Source organism: Herbidospora galbida, from assembly GCF_005233835.1.
GTDB lineage: Bacteria > Actinomycetota > Actinomycetes > Streptosporangiales > Streptosporangiaceae > Herbidospora > Herbidospora galbida.
Map to the genome: position 1 here is coordinate 25,358 of NZ_SZQA01000033.1, position 14,692 is coordinate 40,049.

The 14,692-nt window shown below is 60.2% G+C and carries 30 protein-coding genes; all 30 read left to right on the forward strand.

Annotation, left to right across the window (positions count from 1 at the left end; all coding sequences use genetic code 11):
* The first annotated feature begins 8 nt into the window (after positions 1-8).
* The 30 genes from FDA94_RS28675 (at position 9) to FDA94_RS28815 (ending at position 14,680) form a co-directional block, all read left to right on the forward strand.
* Positions 9-287 carry a hypothetical protein gene (locus FDA94_RS28675; protein ID WP_137250193.1) on the forward strand — a complete coding sequence of 93 codons (279 nt, stop codon included), beginning with the start codon at positions 9-11 and terminating at the stop codon, positions 285-287.
* A 340-nt stretch (positions 288-627) separates the two neighbouring features.
* On the forward strand, positions 628-963 hold the full coding sequence (locus FDA94_RS28680; RefSeq protein ID WP_137250194.1) for a hypothetical protein: 336 nt from the start codon (positions 628-630) through the stop codon (positions 961-963).
* 30 nt (positions 964-993) lie between these two features.
* Positions 994-1,644, forward strand: coding sequence for a hypothetical protein (locus FDA94_RS28685; RefSeq protein ID WP_137250195.1), 651 nt, complete (start codon positions 994-996; stop codon positions 1,642-1,644).
* A 92-nt stretch (positions 1,645-1,736) separates the two neighbouring features.
* Positions 1,737-2,165: a hypothetical protein gene (locus tag FDA94_RS28690; protein ID WP_137250196.1), complete on the forward strand. Its 429-nt coding sequence runs from the start codon at positions 1,737-1,739 to the stop codon at positions 2,163-2,165.
* A gap of 229 nt (positions 2,166-2,394) precedes the next feature.
* Positions 2,395-2,718 carry a hypothetical protein gene (locus tag FDA94_RS28695; RefSeq protein ID WP_137250197.1) on the forward strand — a complete coding sequence of 108 codons (324 nt, stop codon included), beginning with the start codon at positions 2,395-2,397 and terminating at the stop codon, positions 2,716-2,718.
* A complete protein-coding gene (locus tag FDA94_RS28700) occupies positions 2,715-2,990 on the forward strand; it encodes a hypothetical protein (RefSeq protein WP_137250198.1) in 276 nt (91 codons plus the stop codon). The genes FDA94_RS28695 and FDA94_RS28700 overlap by 4 nt, the downstream gene beginning before the upstream one ends.
* Positions 2,991-3,021: 31 nt before the next feature.
* Complete coding sequence (locus FDA94_RS28705) at positions 3,022-3,432, forward strand: MarR family winged helix-turn-helix transcriptional regulator (RefSeq protein WP_137250199.1); 411 nt, start codon at positions 3,022-3,024, stop codon at positions 3,430-3,432.
* Positions 3,433-3,809: 377 nt separating this feature from the next.
* Entirely contained in the window at positions 3,810-4,274 is a 465-nt protein-coding gene (locus tag FDA94_RS28710; protein WP_137250200.1) for a hypothetical protein, read from the forward strand.
* 111 nt (positions 4,275-4,385) lie between these two features.
* Positions 4,386-4,556 (forward strand): hypothetical protein, encoded by a 171-nt coding sequence (locus FDA94_RS39500; RefSeq protein WP_170991165.1) that lies wholly within the window; start codon positions 4,386-4,388, stop codon positions 4,554-4,556.
* A gap of 11 nt (positions 4,557-4,567) precedes the next feature.
* The gene (locus FDA94_RS28715; protein WP_137250201.1) at positions 4,568-4,816 is read left to right on the forward strand and encodes a hypothetical protein; all 249 of its coding nucleotides are present in this window, start codon (positions 4,568-4,570) and stop codon (positions 4,814-4,816) included.
* 38 nt (positions 4,817-4,854) lie between these two features.
* The gene (locus FDA94_RS28720; protein WP_137250202.1) at positions 4,855-5,511 is read left to right on the forward strand and encodes a hypothetical protein; all 657 of its coding nucleotides are present in this window, start codon (positions 4,855-4,857) and stop codon (positions 5,509-5,511) included.
* A gap of 117 nt (positions 5,512-5,628) precedes the next feature.
* Positions 5,629-6,198, forward strand: coding sequence for an antirestriction protein ArdA (locus tag FDA94_RS28725; RefSeq protein WP_137250203.1), 570 nt, complete (start codon positions 5,629-5,631; stop codon positions 6,196-6,198).
* Between the two features lie 2 nt (positions 6,199-6,200).
* A complete protein-coding gene (locus FDA94_RS28730; protein ID WP_137250204.1) occupies positions 6,201-6,515 on the forward strand; it encodes a hypothetical protein in 315 nt (104 codons plus the stop codon).
* Positions 6,512-6,784: a hypothetical protein gene (locus tag FDA94_RS28735; RefSeq protein WP_137250205.1), complete on the forward strand. Its 273-nt coding sequence runs from the start codon at positions 6,512-6,514 to the stop codon at positions 6,782-6,784. The genes FDA94_RS28730 and FDA94_RS28735 overlap by 4 nt, the downstream gene beginning before the upstream one ends.
* Positions 6,785-6,883: 99 nt before the next feature.
* On the forward strand, positions 6,884-7,249 hold the full coding sequence (locus tag FDA94_RS28740; RefSeq protein ID WP_137250206.1) for a hypothetical protein: 366 nt from the start codon (positions 6,884-6,886) through the stop codon (positions 7,247-7,249).
* Position 7,250: 1 nt separating this feature from the next.
* The gene (locus FDA94_RS28745; protein ID WP_137250207.1) at positions 7,251-7,544 is read left to right on the forward strand and encodes a hypothetical protein; all 294 of its coding nucleotides are present in this window, start codon (positions 7,251-7,253) and stop codon (positions 7,542-7,544) included.
* 30 nt (positions 7,545-7,574) lie between these two features.
* Positions 7,575-8,138 (forward strand): hypothetical protein, encoded by a 564-nt coding sequence (locus FDA94_RS28750; RefSeq protein ID WP_137250208.1) that lies wholly within the window; start codon positions 7,575-7,577, stop codon positions 8,136-8,138.
* 59 nt (positions 8,139-8,197) lie between these two features.
* Positions 8,198-8,506 carry a hypothetical protein gene (locus FDA94_RS28755; RefSeq protein WP_137250209.1) on the forward strand — a complete coding sequence of 103 codons (309 nt, stop codon included), beginning with the start codon at positions 8,198-8,200 and terminating at the stop codon, positions 8,504-8,506.
* Positions 8,507-8,624: 118 nt separating this feature from the next.
* Positions 8,625-9,290, forward strand: a complete 666-nt coding sequence (locus FDA94_RS28760; RefSeq protein WP_137250210.1) for a hypothetical protein — start codon at positions 8,625-8,627, stop codon at positions 9,288-9,290.
* A complete protein-coding gene (locus FDA94_RS28765) occupies positions 9,287-9,622 on the forward strand; it encodes a hypothetical protein (protein WP_137250211.1) in 336 nt (111 codons plus the stop codon). The genes FDA94_RS28760 and FDA94_RS28765 overlap by 4 nt, the downstream gene beginning before the upstream one ends.
* 48 nt (positions 9,623-9,670) lie before the next feature.
* Complete coding sequence (locus tag FDA94_RS28770; RefSeq protein ID WP_137250212.1) at positions 9,671-10,204, forward strand: antirestriction protein ArdA; 534 nt, start codon at positions 9,671-9,673, stop codon at positions 10,202-10,204.
* A gap of 69 nt (positions 10,205-10,273) precedes the next feature.
* Positions 10,274-10,810, forward strand: a complete 537-nt coding sequence (locus tag FDA94_RS28775) for a hypothetical protein (protein WP_137250213.1) — start codon at positions 10,274-10,276, stop codon at positions 10,808-10,810.
* Positions 10,811-10,993: 183 nt separating this feature from the next.
* Positions 10,994-11,374 (forward strand): hypothetical protein, encoded by a 381-nt coding sequence (locus FDA94_RS28780; RefSeq protein WP_137250214.1) that lies wholly within the window; start codon positions 10,994-10,996, stop codon positions 11,372-11,374.
* On the forward strand, positions 11,364-12,026 hold the full coding sequence (locus FDA94_RS28785) for a DUF2786 domain-containing protein (RefSeq protein WP_137250215.1): 663 nt from the start codon (positions 11,364-11,366) through the stop codon (positions 12,024-12,026). The genes FDA94_RS28780 and FDA94_RS28785 overlap by 11 nt, the downstream gene beginning before the upstream one ends.
* Positions 12,019-12,423 carry a hypothetical protein gene (locus FDA94_RS28790; protein ID WP_137250216.1) on the forward strand — a complete coding sequence of 135 codons (405 nt, stop codon included), beginning with the start codon at positions 12,019-12,021 and terminating at the stop codon, positions 12,421-12,423. The genes FDA94_RS28785 and FDA94_RS28790 overlap by 8 nt, the downstream gene beginning before the upstream one ends.
* Positions 12,416-12,703 (forward strand): hypothetical protein, encoded by a 288-nt coding sequence (locus FDA94_RS28795; RefSeq protein ID WP_137250217.1) that lies wholly within the window; start codon positions 12,416-12,418, stop codon positions 12,701-12,703. Before FDA94_RS28790 ends, FDA94_RS28795 begins: the two co-directional genes overlap by 8 nt.
* Before the next feature lie 4 nt (positions 12,704-12,707).
* Complete coding sequence (locus tag FDA94_RS28800) at positions 12,708-13,061, forward strand: hypothetical protein (protein ID WP_137250218.1); 354 nt, start codon at positions 12,708-12,710, stop codon at positions 13,059-13,061.
* 172 nt (positions 13,062-13,233) lie between these two features.
* A complete protein-coding gene (locus FDA94_RS28805) occupies positions 13,234-13,707 on the forward strand; it encodes a hypothetical protein (RefSeq protein ID WP_137250219.1) in 474 nt (157 codons plus the stop codon).
* Positions 13,708-13,836: 129 nt separating this feature from the next.
* Positions 13,837-14,313 carry a hypothetical protein gene (locus FDA94_RS28810; protein WP_137250220.1) on the forward strand — a complete coding sequence of 159 codons (477 nt, stop codon included), beginning with the start codon at positions 13,837-13,839 and terminating at the stop codon, positions 14,311-14,313.
* Between the two features lies 1 nt (position 14,314).
* A complete protein-coding gene (locus FDA94_RS28815) occupies positions 14,315-14,680 on the forward strand; it encodes a hypothetical protein (protein ID WP_137250221.1) in 366 nt (121 codons plus the stop codon).
* The last annotated feature ends 12 nt before the right edge of the window (positions 14,681-14,692 follow it).

Consider the following 14,692-nt stretch of genomic DNA (forward strand, 5'->3'; position numbering starts at 1 on the left):
CGCTAGGCATGGGATTCCAGTACAGCAGTCACATCGCGGCTCTGGGGGCTCTGCGAACGCTGGCAGACAAAGAGGGGCTTTGGAGTCATCGCGACTTCAGAAGTTCCGGCCCGCAACTGTTGATCGGTGAGCCGGAAACCGGGAAGTACATCCGCGTGTTCTGCTTCCGCAACAACTACAAGGTGTTCATCCCCGGTGCGCCGGATGACGCACAGGGGATCGTATTCCGGGAAGAGCCGCAGGAAGTGTTAGACGCACTTCCCGCACTACTCAAGAATGTGACATAACATGATGGCCGATGAAGACGTAGACGTCGATTTCGAAATCCCGTGGTACGTAGACGACGAATTCGATCCCGACCACTGCACGGAACACGGTCACAGTATCGACCTGTGCCGCCATCTCGACTGATCATCTGATCAAGGCCGCACACGTACCACTTCTCCGGAACGTGTGCGGTCTTATTCATGTGATCCCCAACCATCTAGCCGAAAGGCCGAATTCACCATGCACGAATTCAGCGAGTACCCCAAAAAGGCAGCCAACGGTAGGGACATGTATTGGGCGTGTTGCGTCTCGACCATTGGCCCGACTTGCGGTCACAAGGCCTTGCCGCAGGATGACTCCATGACGCTCTACCCGCGTACCGAGCCTCTCAACGTCAACATGCCTAAGACGTACTTCGGTCGCAAGCCTGAAGATCTCACCCATGGTCTGGGGTGGGTGCGTGCCTGCCCGATTTATCAGGTGCCGAGTTCTCCCGGCTCTACGCGCCCGGAAGTCGGTGAATACGCATTCTCCTGCTACGTGGTCGAAACGTTCGGCAACGACATGGTGAAAGTGCGGTTCGACTGGGACGGAGTGCCCGGCCAGCGTGAACAGATCGTCTACCCTCACGAAATTCACGCTCCCAAGTGTCAGTGCCGCGCCTGTAAGACCGACCACATTTACAACGTCGACTAGACCCAAATCCATCGAAACGGAGAGCGCGTCATGATGTTTAATCTCGAAGAGGAGACGGGCTACCGCTGCGCGGTGGACGGTCGCGACTTCTACACGGAAGAGATGAGGCTCTTACTCAAGGTCAGGTTCCGAATTTCGGTGCCCCTGAAGAACCCCGAGATGTTCGACTACCTGAATGGTACGGTGTTCCTCTGCGGGCCGTGCCGTCGTGATTTCGAGCACATCATCGCGCCTCACATCATCAAAGAACGGGAGCACACCTGTCGTGAGCCTGAAGGCGAACAGGCCAACGAGTGTGAAGCGAACGGGCACCAGGAATACACCGAATATGAGGTGTTGTGGATCGAGGTGTGCGAGTTCGACACTGACGTCAACGGCAATCCCAAGTCCATCTATGAGGTCGCGGCAGAGGACATGACGCGTGACTGCGGGTGGCCTCTCACGGACGGATACGACTGGTTCTCTTGGGAGCCCTACCAGGAATACCGAACCAGCGCCGACACCTGTTACACGCAAGACAAGGCGTTCTTGCGCGGTCAGTGGCCTGATGGTGATCACTACGAGGCTCACGGCCGAATCCGCGACGTGTTCGACCGCTGGGAGACCAAACGGCGTACCGAGTGGGACGACTACCAGGCGCGCACCGCTGCCCATCAGGCTCGGATGAAGACCAACGCGTAACGCTGGACGTGGGGCCTGAGATTCGGGGATCAGGCCCTAGCGTCGAACGGACGCGTTAACCTACAAGGCTGCCTACACACCAAAGGATGATCATGACTGAGACTCGACCGCACCACTGGCACATCGCGCATGGCCTGGCGGGCTACGGACCGGACGGCGCGGACGGCTACAACACCGCTACGGAGATCAGCGGGTCTGGTGGTCTCGCCGACCAGATCAGCGACGAACTCGACCGAGACGCCGAATCGGCTCACGGTCTGATCAGGACTGAAGGTGAGGCGGGCAACTTCAAAGAGGCCTTCGAGGCGTGGGAGCTTCACGACAAGCTGACTACGCTGTCCCTCAACTTCAGCATCAGGCGAGAGGACGCGCCTCTCTACAAGGATGATAAGCCGCTGTGGGAGAGGACCGTTCTCCGGCTGGTGGCCGAAAACTTCCCGCTGGACGTGTCGGACAACTCGCGGATGTACGTGTGGGAGTGCACGGAGCCGGAATGCGAGCATCTCACCGACGACGAATAAGCTTCCCCGCCGAAATCTCGGGCCCTGGCGAAATCGCTAGGGCCTTTGTCATACATAGGAATAGGAACGCGGATGTCAAGCTACACACCCACCACATGTCCTCAGTCAGGTTGTGGGCAGCAGGGAACATTCCTGTCGAACTACGGAACCGGCAATGAGGCCCTGTACATGTGTCCGAACAACCACCAGTGGACTGCCAAGAAGAAGTAACCCACCAGAAAGGTAGAACATGAACACCGAGCGATTCACGCCGGAATACTTCAAGCCGCGCGTTGCCAAAGGCGTCGACAAGCTCGACGAGAAGAACCCCGGATGGTTCCACGATGTCAATCCGGACCTGTTAGAGATGGACTCCGCCGACGCCTGTATCCTCGGCCTGCTCTACGGCTGGTACTTCAGTGGGCTCCGAGCCTTGTCTGTCACGGACGGTACAGAATTCGGCTACAACATCGACTTCGAAGAGTCCGACTGCGATGAGGTCCGGTCGGAGGCCTGGCACACGCTTCTAGTCCTCTGGCTGGACGTCATCGATGAGAAGAGGAAGGCATCATGACCACCGTGACCGATGGTTGGCGCGTCGGCGACGTCGTCAGGCTCCCGGCCGATCAGACCGTGTGGGAAGTCGATAGCGTCTACCGGCGTCAGGGTGAGGTGGTCGAACTGATCCTAGGCCGCTCGGATGCAAACACCACGGATGATGGTGCCCGGTGGGCTCGCGGAACCGTGAGGGCTGTGTCTCCGGATCGCGTCACACGGGTCAAGCACTGGTACGAGCGCACGCTCTACGGCTTGGATGAAGAGTCCCGTTGGGGCGAGCCTGCCTAGCTTCTGCCAAATCTCCTAGACAAGGACACTCATGGACACGGGATTACTTCTCTGGCGCGTAACTCTGCAATGGCAGAAGAAGATTACGGCTGCTCTTAAGCCCTTGGGCCTGACCCACGTGCAGTTTGCTCTTATGAGTGAGCTGGAGCGCGTGAGGTCCGAAGACGGGCAGGTCAACCAGAAGCAGCTAGCCAGGCGAGCACGCACAGACGAGATGATGACCGGGCAGGTCCTGCGGGTTCTCGAAACGCGGGGGCTGGTCATCCGGTGGCGCGCTGAGAGCAACCGGCAAAGCATTCTGGTTAGGCTGACGGACCTTGGGCACGAGCGCCTGACCACGGCTACACCTGTCGTCAAGGCCGTCGATGACACGTTCTTCGGGGCTGCCGAGCCGGACCTGAGAGACCTCTTTACCCTGCTGGGTGAGAGCGAGACTGCCTAGCCTGGCCCGAAAATCGGCCCCCTGTCGTAGGGCCCCACTACCCTGCACCTGATACATAGAGCGAGAGGACACACCGGCATGGGTGCCGAGATTGCCGAACCCCCAGACGGCTTCAAGGTCGGGGACATCCTGATTCTCTTCCGGACTGGTCCCGGGGATGACGGGGACTACGCGAGCCCCGCCACGACCCGTCACGCGATCATGGCTGCTCTCAGCAAGGCTGGCCTACGACCTTCTGAGGGGTCATTGCGTGACCATGAGGACATCATGGCGTTCCGGGAGCGTGGAACTCTCCTTGAGCCCATGATCCTCACCCTAGGCCGTAGCGGCTGGAACCCGCCCGGCCGCTAGCCCGACCAACACCGAGAGGACACGATATGAAGACTCTGCGTGAGCGCATCACCGACGACGGTATCCACATCATCTTCGAGAACCCGGACGGCACCGGCGACGACCTGTCAGAGCTCGTCGCCGAGCCCACGCCAACCAGCGGTGCCAAGTGGAAGGTCTGCCTCAAGCATCACAATCACGGCGGCCTGCTCTGGGTCGACTTCGGTAACTCGATCGCCGCCGGTCTCGACCAGCCCGACGTCAATGAGGTGGTGTTGGGGCTGGTCGGCAACGCGATCCCCTTCCTCAACAGCGAGCCGTTCCCGGAGTGGGGACGGAATTACTACGGCCTGTCGGTCCGCGACTTCGAGGACAGTGTGTCCCTGTGGAACTTCGTGGAGAGGGCGTACACCTCCTACGTGGAGAACGAGGAGAAGACGCGCGAACTGATGGAGTGGTTGGGGCCTGACCGGCTGCGAACGTACGCCTTCGAGACCGAATTCGACGTCTGAGAAGACCAACGACTGAACGGCCTGTACCCGACTACCCCTCACGTCAGGTGGTGGGTAGTCCGTAGAGGTTTCAGCCGGAACCCATTCCCGCCGATTTCTGAGAGGCTACATATGCAGTTCGATATCAACTTTCAAGTGGATAGTAACGGCAGCGGTCCCGGTGAGGCTGCCTATTCGAAAGACGAGGTGTTCGCCGCGCTCAAAGACGTGCTGTTCTCGACACCCATCCCGATGAATGACGGCGGCGTTCTGATCATCACCCGTATCAGTCCGATCAACTAGGAGACCAAGCAATGGAACGTAAGCCCAGTGAGACCATGCGGATTCTCACGATCGACACACTTGAGCGCCTGAACCTCAGCAGTGCGGGCAACCCCCGATTCAAGGTGACGTTCACCAACGGGGAATCGGCGCAGACGCAGAGTGACGCCTCCGTCAACTACGGAATCGAGAACTCCGAATATCGGGGCGTCCCTCTTAAGGTCACGTTCTCGCCCAACGGTCGCATCACATACATCGAAGTGGCGAAGTCGCAGCCCTGACTGTACGACATATCAGGCTGCGACAAAGGTAGGCGCACATGTCAATCGTCAGACGCGGATACGTCCGCCCGTTCGAAGTCACATATAGGCTCGCGGACGGCACGCGGAGAATGCGGGGCTTCGATTCGCGAGAGGAGGCTGACAAATGGGCGGACGAGTGCAACAGGCTCGATCCCGGTAGCCTCGTACGTGAGGAATTCGCCGTGGAGAACACGGAAGACGGTGCCATCTCCGTGCACATCCCAAGGGTTAACGTGAGCGTGCAGACGGCCAAACGTGTTGAGGCCGCAATCAATCGCATACTCAACACTCAGGTCATGCACGTTGCGTATCACTCTGGGACGGACAACGGGAACGACGAAGAGCTCTACCAGATCATTTTAGAGATGTTCGACAACGAAGAGTGGTTACGCGAGTCGTACACTGACGATCCCCGTCTGCCTGAGTCGGATAACATCACCCTCACGTTGTTTTCTGTGGTTCGTGACGACGTTGAGTTCTGGGTACTCGTCAGCGAAAACCCGGAAAGTTTCGTCCTGTACCAGTACCCCGACCATGGGGCCGCGATCACTGACTATGAGCAGAGCGTTCGCAACCTCGTCGTGGTCGGTGCTGTGCTGGAAGCCGATTTCGAGGTCCCCGGGTTCGAGTACAAGAGTTCCGAGGGTGGTTACTTCCGGTACAACACCCTCTGAATTCTGACCCACACTGATCACTGCGTTCGCCTCCCCTCCTATCGGGGGTAGGGGAGGCTTGCGGAGAGGTTTAGCAGGGCCATACTCCGGGCCGAAATTCACAGACAAGGAATCAATATGACTGAGAGCACCACGCCGCGCCTGCACATCAAGGTCACGGACACTCAGGACCGGTACATCGGGGAGAACTGGTTCGACGCGACCGACTATTACGCCGTAGACGAAGGGCTTGAAGAGATCGTCAGTGAAGCGAGTGACGTCCTCACGTACAAGACGGAGATCATCGGCTCCGAGGGGTTCGGCTGGTTCGCTGACAAGCTCTCCGGCCTGTCGGTCGAGAAGGCATGCGGCATCGGCTACCTGATCGAAGAGAAGGGGCTCGACGTCGTCACCGAGTGGCACAAGCTTCGTGGCCCCATCGAGTACTTCCCCGCCGACGCGATCGACGCGGAGCGGAAGTTCGACGCCGAATACCAGGGAGAGTTCAGCTCCGCTGGCGCGTTCGCCAAGGACTACGTTCCCCAGCAGCACGCCGAAATGTTTGAGACGGTGCCGAGAAACATCGTCGAGAACATCAACTGGGAGGGTGTGGCCGAGAGTCTGCACGGCCATTACGGCGTCACGGTGGTAAGCAGGGGTCCTGGTCAGTGGGACGGCGTCGTGGTCTTCCGTCTGGAGAACGAGTAACCATGACTCTGATCAAGTTCGGGTCGTGGAACAACGACCCCGACGTACACAAACAGCACATCACCCTCATGGGCGAGCGCATCGCAATCATCACGCTTGAGCGCGGTGCCAACGACATCTGGGGTATGCGGCTGCTGGGTGCCATCAGGGAGGGGTCTGGTGGAGAGCGGGACAAGATCGGCCCGCCGGTGGGGTTCCCTGCCGATTACGACGTCGACACCGTTCGGAGCGCGGCCATGGCCACTGCCGCCGCGCTGCTCTCCGACTGGTTGAAGGGGCAGGTCCTAGAGGGGCTGGAAGAGGCGAAGCGGTCATGACGGCACCGACTCCCGAACCCGGCGAGCTGAGAGACGACATCGGGCAAGCACAGGTCGTCCATGTGCTCTCACCTCCTGAGCGTATCCCTATCAACGAGGACGGAGCCCCGGCTGTCGGCCTGCCTGTGATGCTCTACGAGCCGAACTACGCCAACCCCGGTGCCGGGCCGATAAAGCGTCAGGTGGTTCTGATGCTCCCCTGGGATGAGGCGAGTCGCCTCGTCATCGATATCACACGGCTGATCGTGGAGGATTCGAGTGGCGTCTAGATCTCAGGCGATGTTACTTGATCTGATCGAGAGGATCATCCGGGACATCCTCCGTAGTCGTCAGCGCCGAAATTCCCGACAGAAAAGGAGAGGAGACTCATGAACAGCGTTGAGTTCGAATCTGGTGATGTCGCGAGGTTCTATCTGGGAACGGAGGAGATTCGCTACACCTTCGTCTCTGACGGGGCGGCCGGAACGATCACCGCCAAGTCCGCGTTCTTCGGCGAGCCCAAAAAGATGGCCGTCATGCTTCAGCTCTCGGACAACACTGAAATTGGCGACTGGGGAATTATGGGGGTCGTCCTCTGTGACGGGCACCAACTCACGGCGCGGCCTCATTTCAACGCGGCCGACAAATACCCGCTCGACGGCGTCGACAACGAAGAGGCGCGTGCGAGCATTTCGCGCCTCTTCTCCGAAATCGCATGGCATTACTACGAGATCACGAACTGGAGAAGGAGCTAGCATGATCGACGAGAGGGAGATTCTTGAGGCCCTTCGCGCGACTGACGAGCGACTGGTGGCGGAGCAGGATCTCACACCCGTTCAGCTGATCCTTCGGGACAGGCCTGAGACGGGTGTCACCGTTCTTCGCCGGGCCTACGAGATGGGCGGCGACATCCTTAACGCGTGGGATGTCCTGGCGTCGGCTCTGACCATTCAGAAGAGCGTGGAAGCGGTTCTCGAACACCTCGGCCACGACCTCGGAATGACGATCCTCAGGAAGGTCGCTGAGCTCAAGTACAACGCCAAGCTCTAACGTCGGACCAACATCAAAGAGGAATAACCCATGTCAGCGCCGGAGAGATATTTCATCGACTTCGCCACATCGGAAATGGCGTCATGGATCGCCAGCATGCCGGAACTGGCGGACGTACCTGCCGCCACCGTCGCTGGGTGGCGCGTGACCATGTACAGCGCTGCCCTCGACGTCCTCAAGGAACTGGACAACGAGCACGACGGCTTCTACGACGGCACCAGCATCTGGGTTAGCGGTGACGAGTTCACCGTGCATGCCCTCACTGAGACCGTCGACCTGTTAGAGCGGGTTCTCTACGACCTCGCTGTGAGGGCGAAGAGTCGCATTTTCCAATTCGGCTCCGATTATCTGGCGCTGCACCCGGAAGACGCCCAGGCCGGGGAGAAAGAAGACGACCCGTTCGACACGCTTCTGAGCGCGGAGCTGATGCGGATCGAAGGAATCGCAGAGGCCATGGAACTGGTCCTCGGCTTCGACGACAAGGGGCGTCCCTCCCGAGCGGTCCGGGTCAAAGACCTGATCAATACGTCTGAAGTGACCGCGCTCAAGGAGAGGGTCAACGCCCGAGCAGGCCGACCGATCTTCGACATCTGACCTGGGTCATCGTCCCTTTGAGGGGTGTACCACCAACAGACCCGTAGATGGAGAAACACATGGACATAAGAGACGAGAAGACACTCATCCCGGTCGCCGAGCTTCTCGCGAAGTGGGCCGTCGCCGATGCTGACGGTCCGGTGGCTCGGCTGACGAGGCTGTACGAGAACACCGAAGAGACGGCGACCTTTCGGACCATCCTCATGAACGCCTCGGTCGAGGTGGGCGGCGCGATCTCGGAGGCCGCCTACGACCTGATGTTCAGTACCGACCCCGCCGACGACGAGAGCTGTTCGGTCCGGCGCGGCTGGGTCGTCAACTCGGCGATCAACCGGGTATCCGAGTCGCACTCATGGATTCGCCCCTGATTCGCTGCGCACTCTCTCACCTCCCGGCTTCGGGGACGGAAGGTGAGGGACTCGCTGGAATCAGTCCAGCACAGTTGTAGGGGCCGAAATTCGGAGAGGACATGAGGAAGAGAGACGCATGAGTAAGAGCATCGAGATTGGCACCGTTCACATCACCGAGAAGTACGAGGAGAGGGAACGGGCGTTCCAGACGGCATCCTGGTGGCGTGACAACGACGTGGCGCCGCAGTCGGTGGCATTGATGGGTGAGTTCTCCGGCGGCCAGCTCATCGACTGGTGGTACACGCTGGACACGGTGATCACGGCCGATTATTTCGCATCGTCCGGGTTCGGTATCACGCTGGACTACGACACCGCACAGAACGCGGGCAAGCCCAACAAGATCACGCACCGCACGTACTGCTACATCCTGGCCGAGCTGCTCGCGGTGAAGAAGGGTGAGCTCAAGCACGGGTTCATCGTGCTCGACCCGAACCTGAAATTCCGGATCAGTACCTTCGAGGGCTCAGGGCATCGCATGTCCCGGCTACACAACCCGGTCTGCATGGACTGTGCCGCGCCGATCCGTATCGCGACCGAGTACGAGCGCTGGGCCGGAGTCGACCGTCTGAAGAACCCACATGCGTTCCCGGCGCGTGAGTACATGCACGTCACCGACACGGACGGTGAGCCACACAACGGTCGGCCGACGAAAGAGAGCTGGCTCGACTACACCATCCCCAACGTCCAGTACCGGCTGCACCTCGTCGAGGACGGGGCCGAAATCAAGGAGAACCAGGCATGACCGAGTACACGCCCTACGGCTGGGTCATCACCGAGGACCTGATCACCAATGGCGAGTACAACGGGGTGATGGGGCCGCGCACGATGGACCCCGAACTTGAGGCGCGTCTTGAAGCCGGAGAGGGCACGGAGTTCCGTCTGCTCGACGACGACGGCGAGCACTACGCCACTGGCCGGATCATCGGCCCGGCCGACCCCGACTGGGGGAAGAAGGCGAAGGAGTACGAGATGGTCGAATGGGAGTTCGCTCCGCTCCACGAGTTCGGCGCGAGGAACTGGGGCTGCACCGACGTGCAGTACAAGAACGACGCCGGTGAGTGGAAGAACCTGTAGGACCGTAACGAGAAGCGCAACAAGTTAACCAATTAAGGAGACAATCACATGGACTTCGAGATCACCCTCATCGACCTCAACCCCGAAGGCAACGTCGACCACGTGTTCAACCTGCTCGACGACGACCTGATGAACGACGTCAACGCCGCCTTCGGTGACGAGGGCAGCAACGAGGACGCGAAGGAGGGCGTGCATTTCAAAGTCGGCCCGGTCAACGGGATGGAGCCGCTGTACGACGAGGGCGAGGTGCCTGATGCCTCCTTCGCCGAGATTCTTCGCGCCGCGCGGCTGGCCGCGCAGGCTAAGGACGAGTCCTGGGAGGGGTTCCTCGCCTGGGTCGACGACACGGGCGGCGGTCTTCGGTTCTACCCTGACGACGACGAGGCGCTGAAGACCTTCCGGAAGCAGTTCCGGGGCGAGTACGAGGACCTGGAAGAGTACGCGAAGGAGTGGGCCGAGGACCAGGGCGCTCCCGAGGCGATGTTCGGCTACATGGACTGGGACGGCTTCGGCGTGTGGCTCGCGACGGACTACAACGTCATCGACCTGCCGAGCGGTAACATCGCGATCTTCACGAAGTAGATCAGCTCCGCCCGAATTTTCAGGCTCGGCACACACGGTGTCGGGCCTTCGTCATGTCTGGAGGTACTTATGGACTTCGATCCTTATATCACTCTCGTCAGCCTGGACGGCTGGGCGAGTACGCGGATGCGCCTGCTGGATTGGGACGACGAGCGCGCCAAAGAGATCAGGCTGCTGTTCGGCGAGAACGCCAAACAGGGGAGCCACTTCAACATCGAAAGCATCGATGGGATGGAGCCGCTCTGGCACCCAGTCGGAGACACCTACAGGGATCTGGAGCTGCGTCACATCGTAGTGATCGCTCGGCGAGCGAGGCTGTGCAAATCACCACAGGCGTTCCTTGCGTGGATCAAGCTGATCCGGTCCGACCTCATCGGGAAAGAAGGCCTTTCCTTCGATGCGGTCACGTCGTACTTCCAGGCGTCCTTCCGAGGCGAGTTCGCCAGCCTGGCCGGATACGCGCGACAGTGGGCTGACGGTCAGCGGTGGCATCCCTACGTGCGCCTGCACATCGACTGGGACGGGCTCGGCCGGTCGCTCACAGAGGATGCCGTGGTCGCTGAGCTCCCGAACGGCAAGATCGCGGTACTCACGTACAACACCTGATCACCACGGCGAGCGGAAGGTCACCGGCGACGGCGGGATCACCGCTCAGGGAGGATCCGACCAGCATCGGTCGGGCGCAGGCCAGTACGGGCTGTGTCCGGCCGTTTTTGTTTGGCCCCTCACGACGGCTCTCCACAGCGGGTGGGTGAGCTATACCTACACGAGTAAGAAAGGAGCCTACTCATGGGGACTGCGATCTTGGTCAAACGGAAGCCTGTTCGCATCAACTACTCGGTGAACACTACGGTGTATGAACGTGCGATTGAGCTGGCCGCCACGATGAACCTGACGGTGCCTCAGGTGCTCACACACCTCATCCCTCAGGTGCTGGCGCGGCCGGAGCCGCAGTGGCGGCCGACGCTGGCGGTTCTGCGGATGCATGGCCCGCAGAACCGTCAAGAGTTCGCGAACGTGCCTGAGGACCTTCTCAAGGACGGAGAGGAGAATTTCCTGCCGGGCGCCGAAACTCCGCTAGAGCGTGGACGGCTGGCGGCGATGGTACTGAACTACTACGTGGCTGGGGTGATCACGCTCAACGTCAAGGTGGAGCTCAATGAACCGTGAAGACGTCCTTCGCCGAATTCGAGCAGCCCTAGATCAGGCTAACCACCGGAGTACACCGCGCGGTCAGGCCATCTCGGCGCTGGCGGTGGCGACGAAGCTAGCACAGCGCCTCGGTCTCGACGATCCCCGCCAGGCCGTGGTCGACGTCGCCTGGTACGAGATCAGCACACGCGGCCAGCATCACCCCGAACGCGGCGAGGCTCTGTGGGAGGTCAGTGAGACTCTCGGCTGCCGTGCCGTGCTACATGGTCACCGGCGCCGGGATCGACCGGCGCACCTGGAGCTGATCGGCCAGCCGCCGACGCTGGAATGGCTGTGTGATCGACTGCTTCCCTCGGTCTCCTTTCAGATGGAGATGCGCTTGATGGAGGAGCTTCTCCAGCGTCGTGGACAATCCCGTACCGACCGTACCGATTTTGTACGAGGATGGTATGGCGGCTGGGGGAGCGAGGTCGCCGAAGTGCTCCGGCTACGGGGCAGGGCTCGCGAAGTGACCGAGCTTGTCGACGCCGAATTTCGCAGGCGCCACCCACAGCTGCACCCCAACAGAACGATCTATTTCTCCCCCCAAGGGCATGCCCTCGGCCGACAGGCCGGTCAGGTGGTGGACCTCGGGGATCGAGTTCTCATAGAAGGCGACAACAGTGAGTGAATCGGAGCGGGAAAGGCCCGACGAATACAGGACGCCGATTGATGAGTTCATCGACAAAGCTCGTCGCGCTCAAGGGTTGAGCTGGAACGAACTCGTCGAAAAAGCAAGGATGACAAAATCGGGCTTGATGTCCGTCCGCAATGGCGATACTCGATCCATTAGGCCGAAGACCTCTACTGGGCTCGACGATGCACTCGGCCTGCCGCGCGGAACAATCGAAAAGGTCTTTAAGGGAGACACTGCTATCGACATGAGTCCGAAGATCCTTACCGTACACTCCTCTGCGCGCATCAGCCCCGAAATGGCAATGCAGCTTCTAGAGCTCGCCAACAAGCACGGTCACGCTCTGATCATCAAGGACAACGCCAACACTGAGGAAGAGGGTCGAAATGAGTGACGAGAAGAAGAAGTACACCACGGTCGCCGGATCCGAATTCGACATGGCGTTCACGGTGGTGGTCCGCGTCAGGCAGACGGACGTGACGGGAGTCGACCGTCCGCATTACGAGATCGCGCAAGCGGCCCTGAATCACTTCAAGCACGCCCGGACCCTTCAGGTCGCGGCCCGCGCCGGAGAGAACATGCACCACGCCGGTTTCTACGAGATCGAGACGGTCGCGGTCCGCGCGGTTCAATTCCTTGATCTTCGGCGCGAGCTCCGAGAGGACGGGATGTAATTACATGGGTAAGGACCTGAGAAAGGACGCCGACGACTACGCCCACGACTTCGTCGCGATCCTGAAGGAACGTATTCCCATTCTTCGTAGCGACGGTGGCTTGGCTCGGACCCTTCGCGATGCGGTGGAGAAGCACTACCTCGATCCCAACCCTGATCCTGACGCCATTATCGCCCTTCCCGAAGGCGGGTACGGCGTGTGGCAGGTAAGGACATTGCTGGAGGACGACGATAAACGACGTCTGAAAGTACTGGCTCAGGACTCAGAGGGCTGGCCGGTGCGACATGCTGACGAGCGCTACCTCAACGACGAGCTCGCGTATCTATGGAGCAAGATCCGATCGGACGATCCGACGTGAGTACCCACGACAAGTGCAAGACGATCGCTGAGAATCCTGAAGGCGGCTATCTGATCTGTTATAAATCGCCTCACCCGAATAACCCTGAGCACTATGATCCGAGCGAGGAAAAGCGGTGGACCGACGCCGAGATTCCCCCACTCGTCAAGAAGACAAAGAGACTGAGGAATCGATGACCGATGATCTGAGCCCTGGCTCCCACGCTTTGGCTGAAATTCTCAGCACCATGCCGGACAGCAGCGTTGAGGATGGACACGAGTACGTGTTCGTCTACAAGAAGAGAGGCCATGACCGGCTGCAACTCCTGGAGTCCGGCGAGAGCGGAGCTCAAGCTGTTTGGGCCCGTAAGGGCCGTAAGGGCCAGGGGCTCATTCTCCGGCGCCGCAAAACCATCGCCACGGTGTACGGGGAGTGGGAGACCGCTCCCCTAAACGATCTCGGGGAGATCGCCGACGACGAGGCCGCCGACAGGGTCGAGCTGTTCCTCCAACGACGAGCGGAGATGTCCGAGAGCGGTGCCCTCGACAAGAACCTCATCCACTCCCTCGACGGAAAGCCGGGCGACGACACGATATACGAGCTGACCATGGAAGATCTGTGGACGCTCGTGAATCGGAGCCGAGGAAATTGGGAGGTGTCTGAATGATTGGCTGCAAATGCGGCGCCCGAACCTACAAGGGCCACCTGAAGAAGTGCGCTGATGGTTACCCGGACCACGTCTACAAGGGAACCGATGTGTTTCGCATCAAGTTCGAGTACAAGGAGGACTAACCAATTGACTGAGTGGATCAACGTCAGGGTCGTAACAGACAACAGTGTGGACTCGACGCACAGCTTCGAGCTCGACGTGCATCAGCGCCTCGTCGTTCATCGTGGAGGCAAACTGCTGTTCACCATCCACGGCGCCATGCAGCAGCCGATCGTCCCGTTACGGCAGGACGAGAACGCCGGAGAATTCCGCACGATGGAGACCTTGTACCTGGTCAACCTCGTCACGGCGTTCGCCCTCGGCCTGTGGCGGGAAGAGCTCCAGGCCGCCAAGGCAGAACGGCCTGCCGACGTCAAGCCGACTCTGCTCGCGCAGGATGTGGTGGACAACCTGGAGCTTCGGCTGATGGAGGTCGCTGAGAAGTCTCAGGACATCGAAGAGGTTCGGCTGGCTTCCCGGATCCTGCCTCTGCTGGCGCCGAAAACCCGGCTCTACTGGCCCGCCGTCGCCGACGCGTTGGTCACCAACCTCAAGGAGAACTGACATGCATCACAATCACGCCAGCTTCCCTCGCGACGACAAAGAGCCACTGATCATGCGGACCACCGACAAGGTCTGTGAGGTGCTCACCTGGTACAAGCTCGTCGAGGATTACGTCGAGACCATGAACGACATCTACGACGGCGTACGCGATGAGCACGACGTCCCTCGGTGGACGTACATGGCGCTGTTCCCCGGACCCGACGTCCTGCCGATTCTGTGCACCTTCGAGGGGCGCGAGCCGGTCGGCGACCACCCGGTCGGCACCCGGGACTTCTATCTGATGGGTCTGGTCGGCGGCCAGCACAAGGAGATGGCCGACCCGAACGGCAAGCCCATCATGTTCAGCTACATTCCCGCTGACGTCTGATCGCCTGTACCA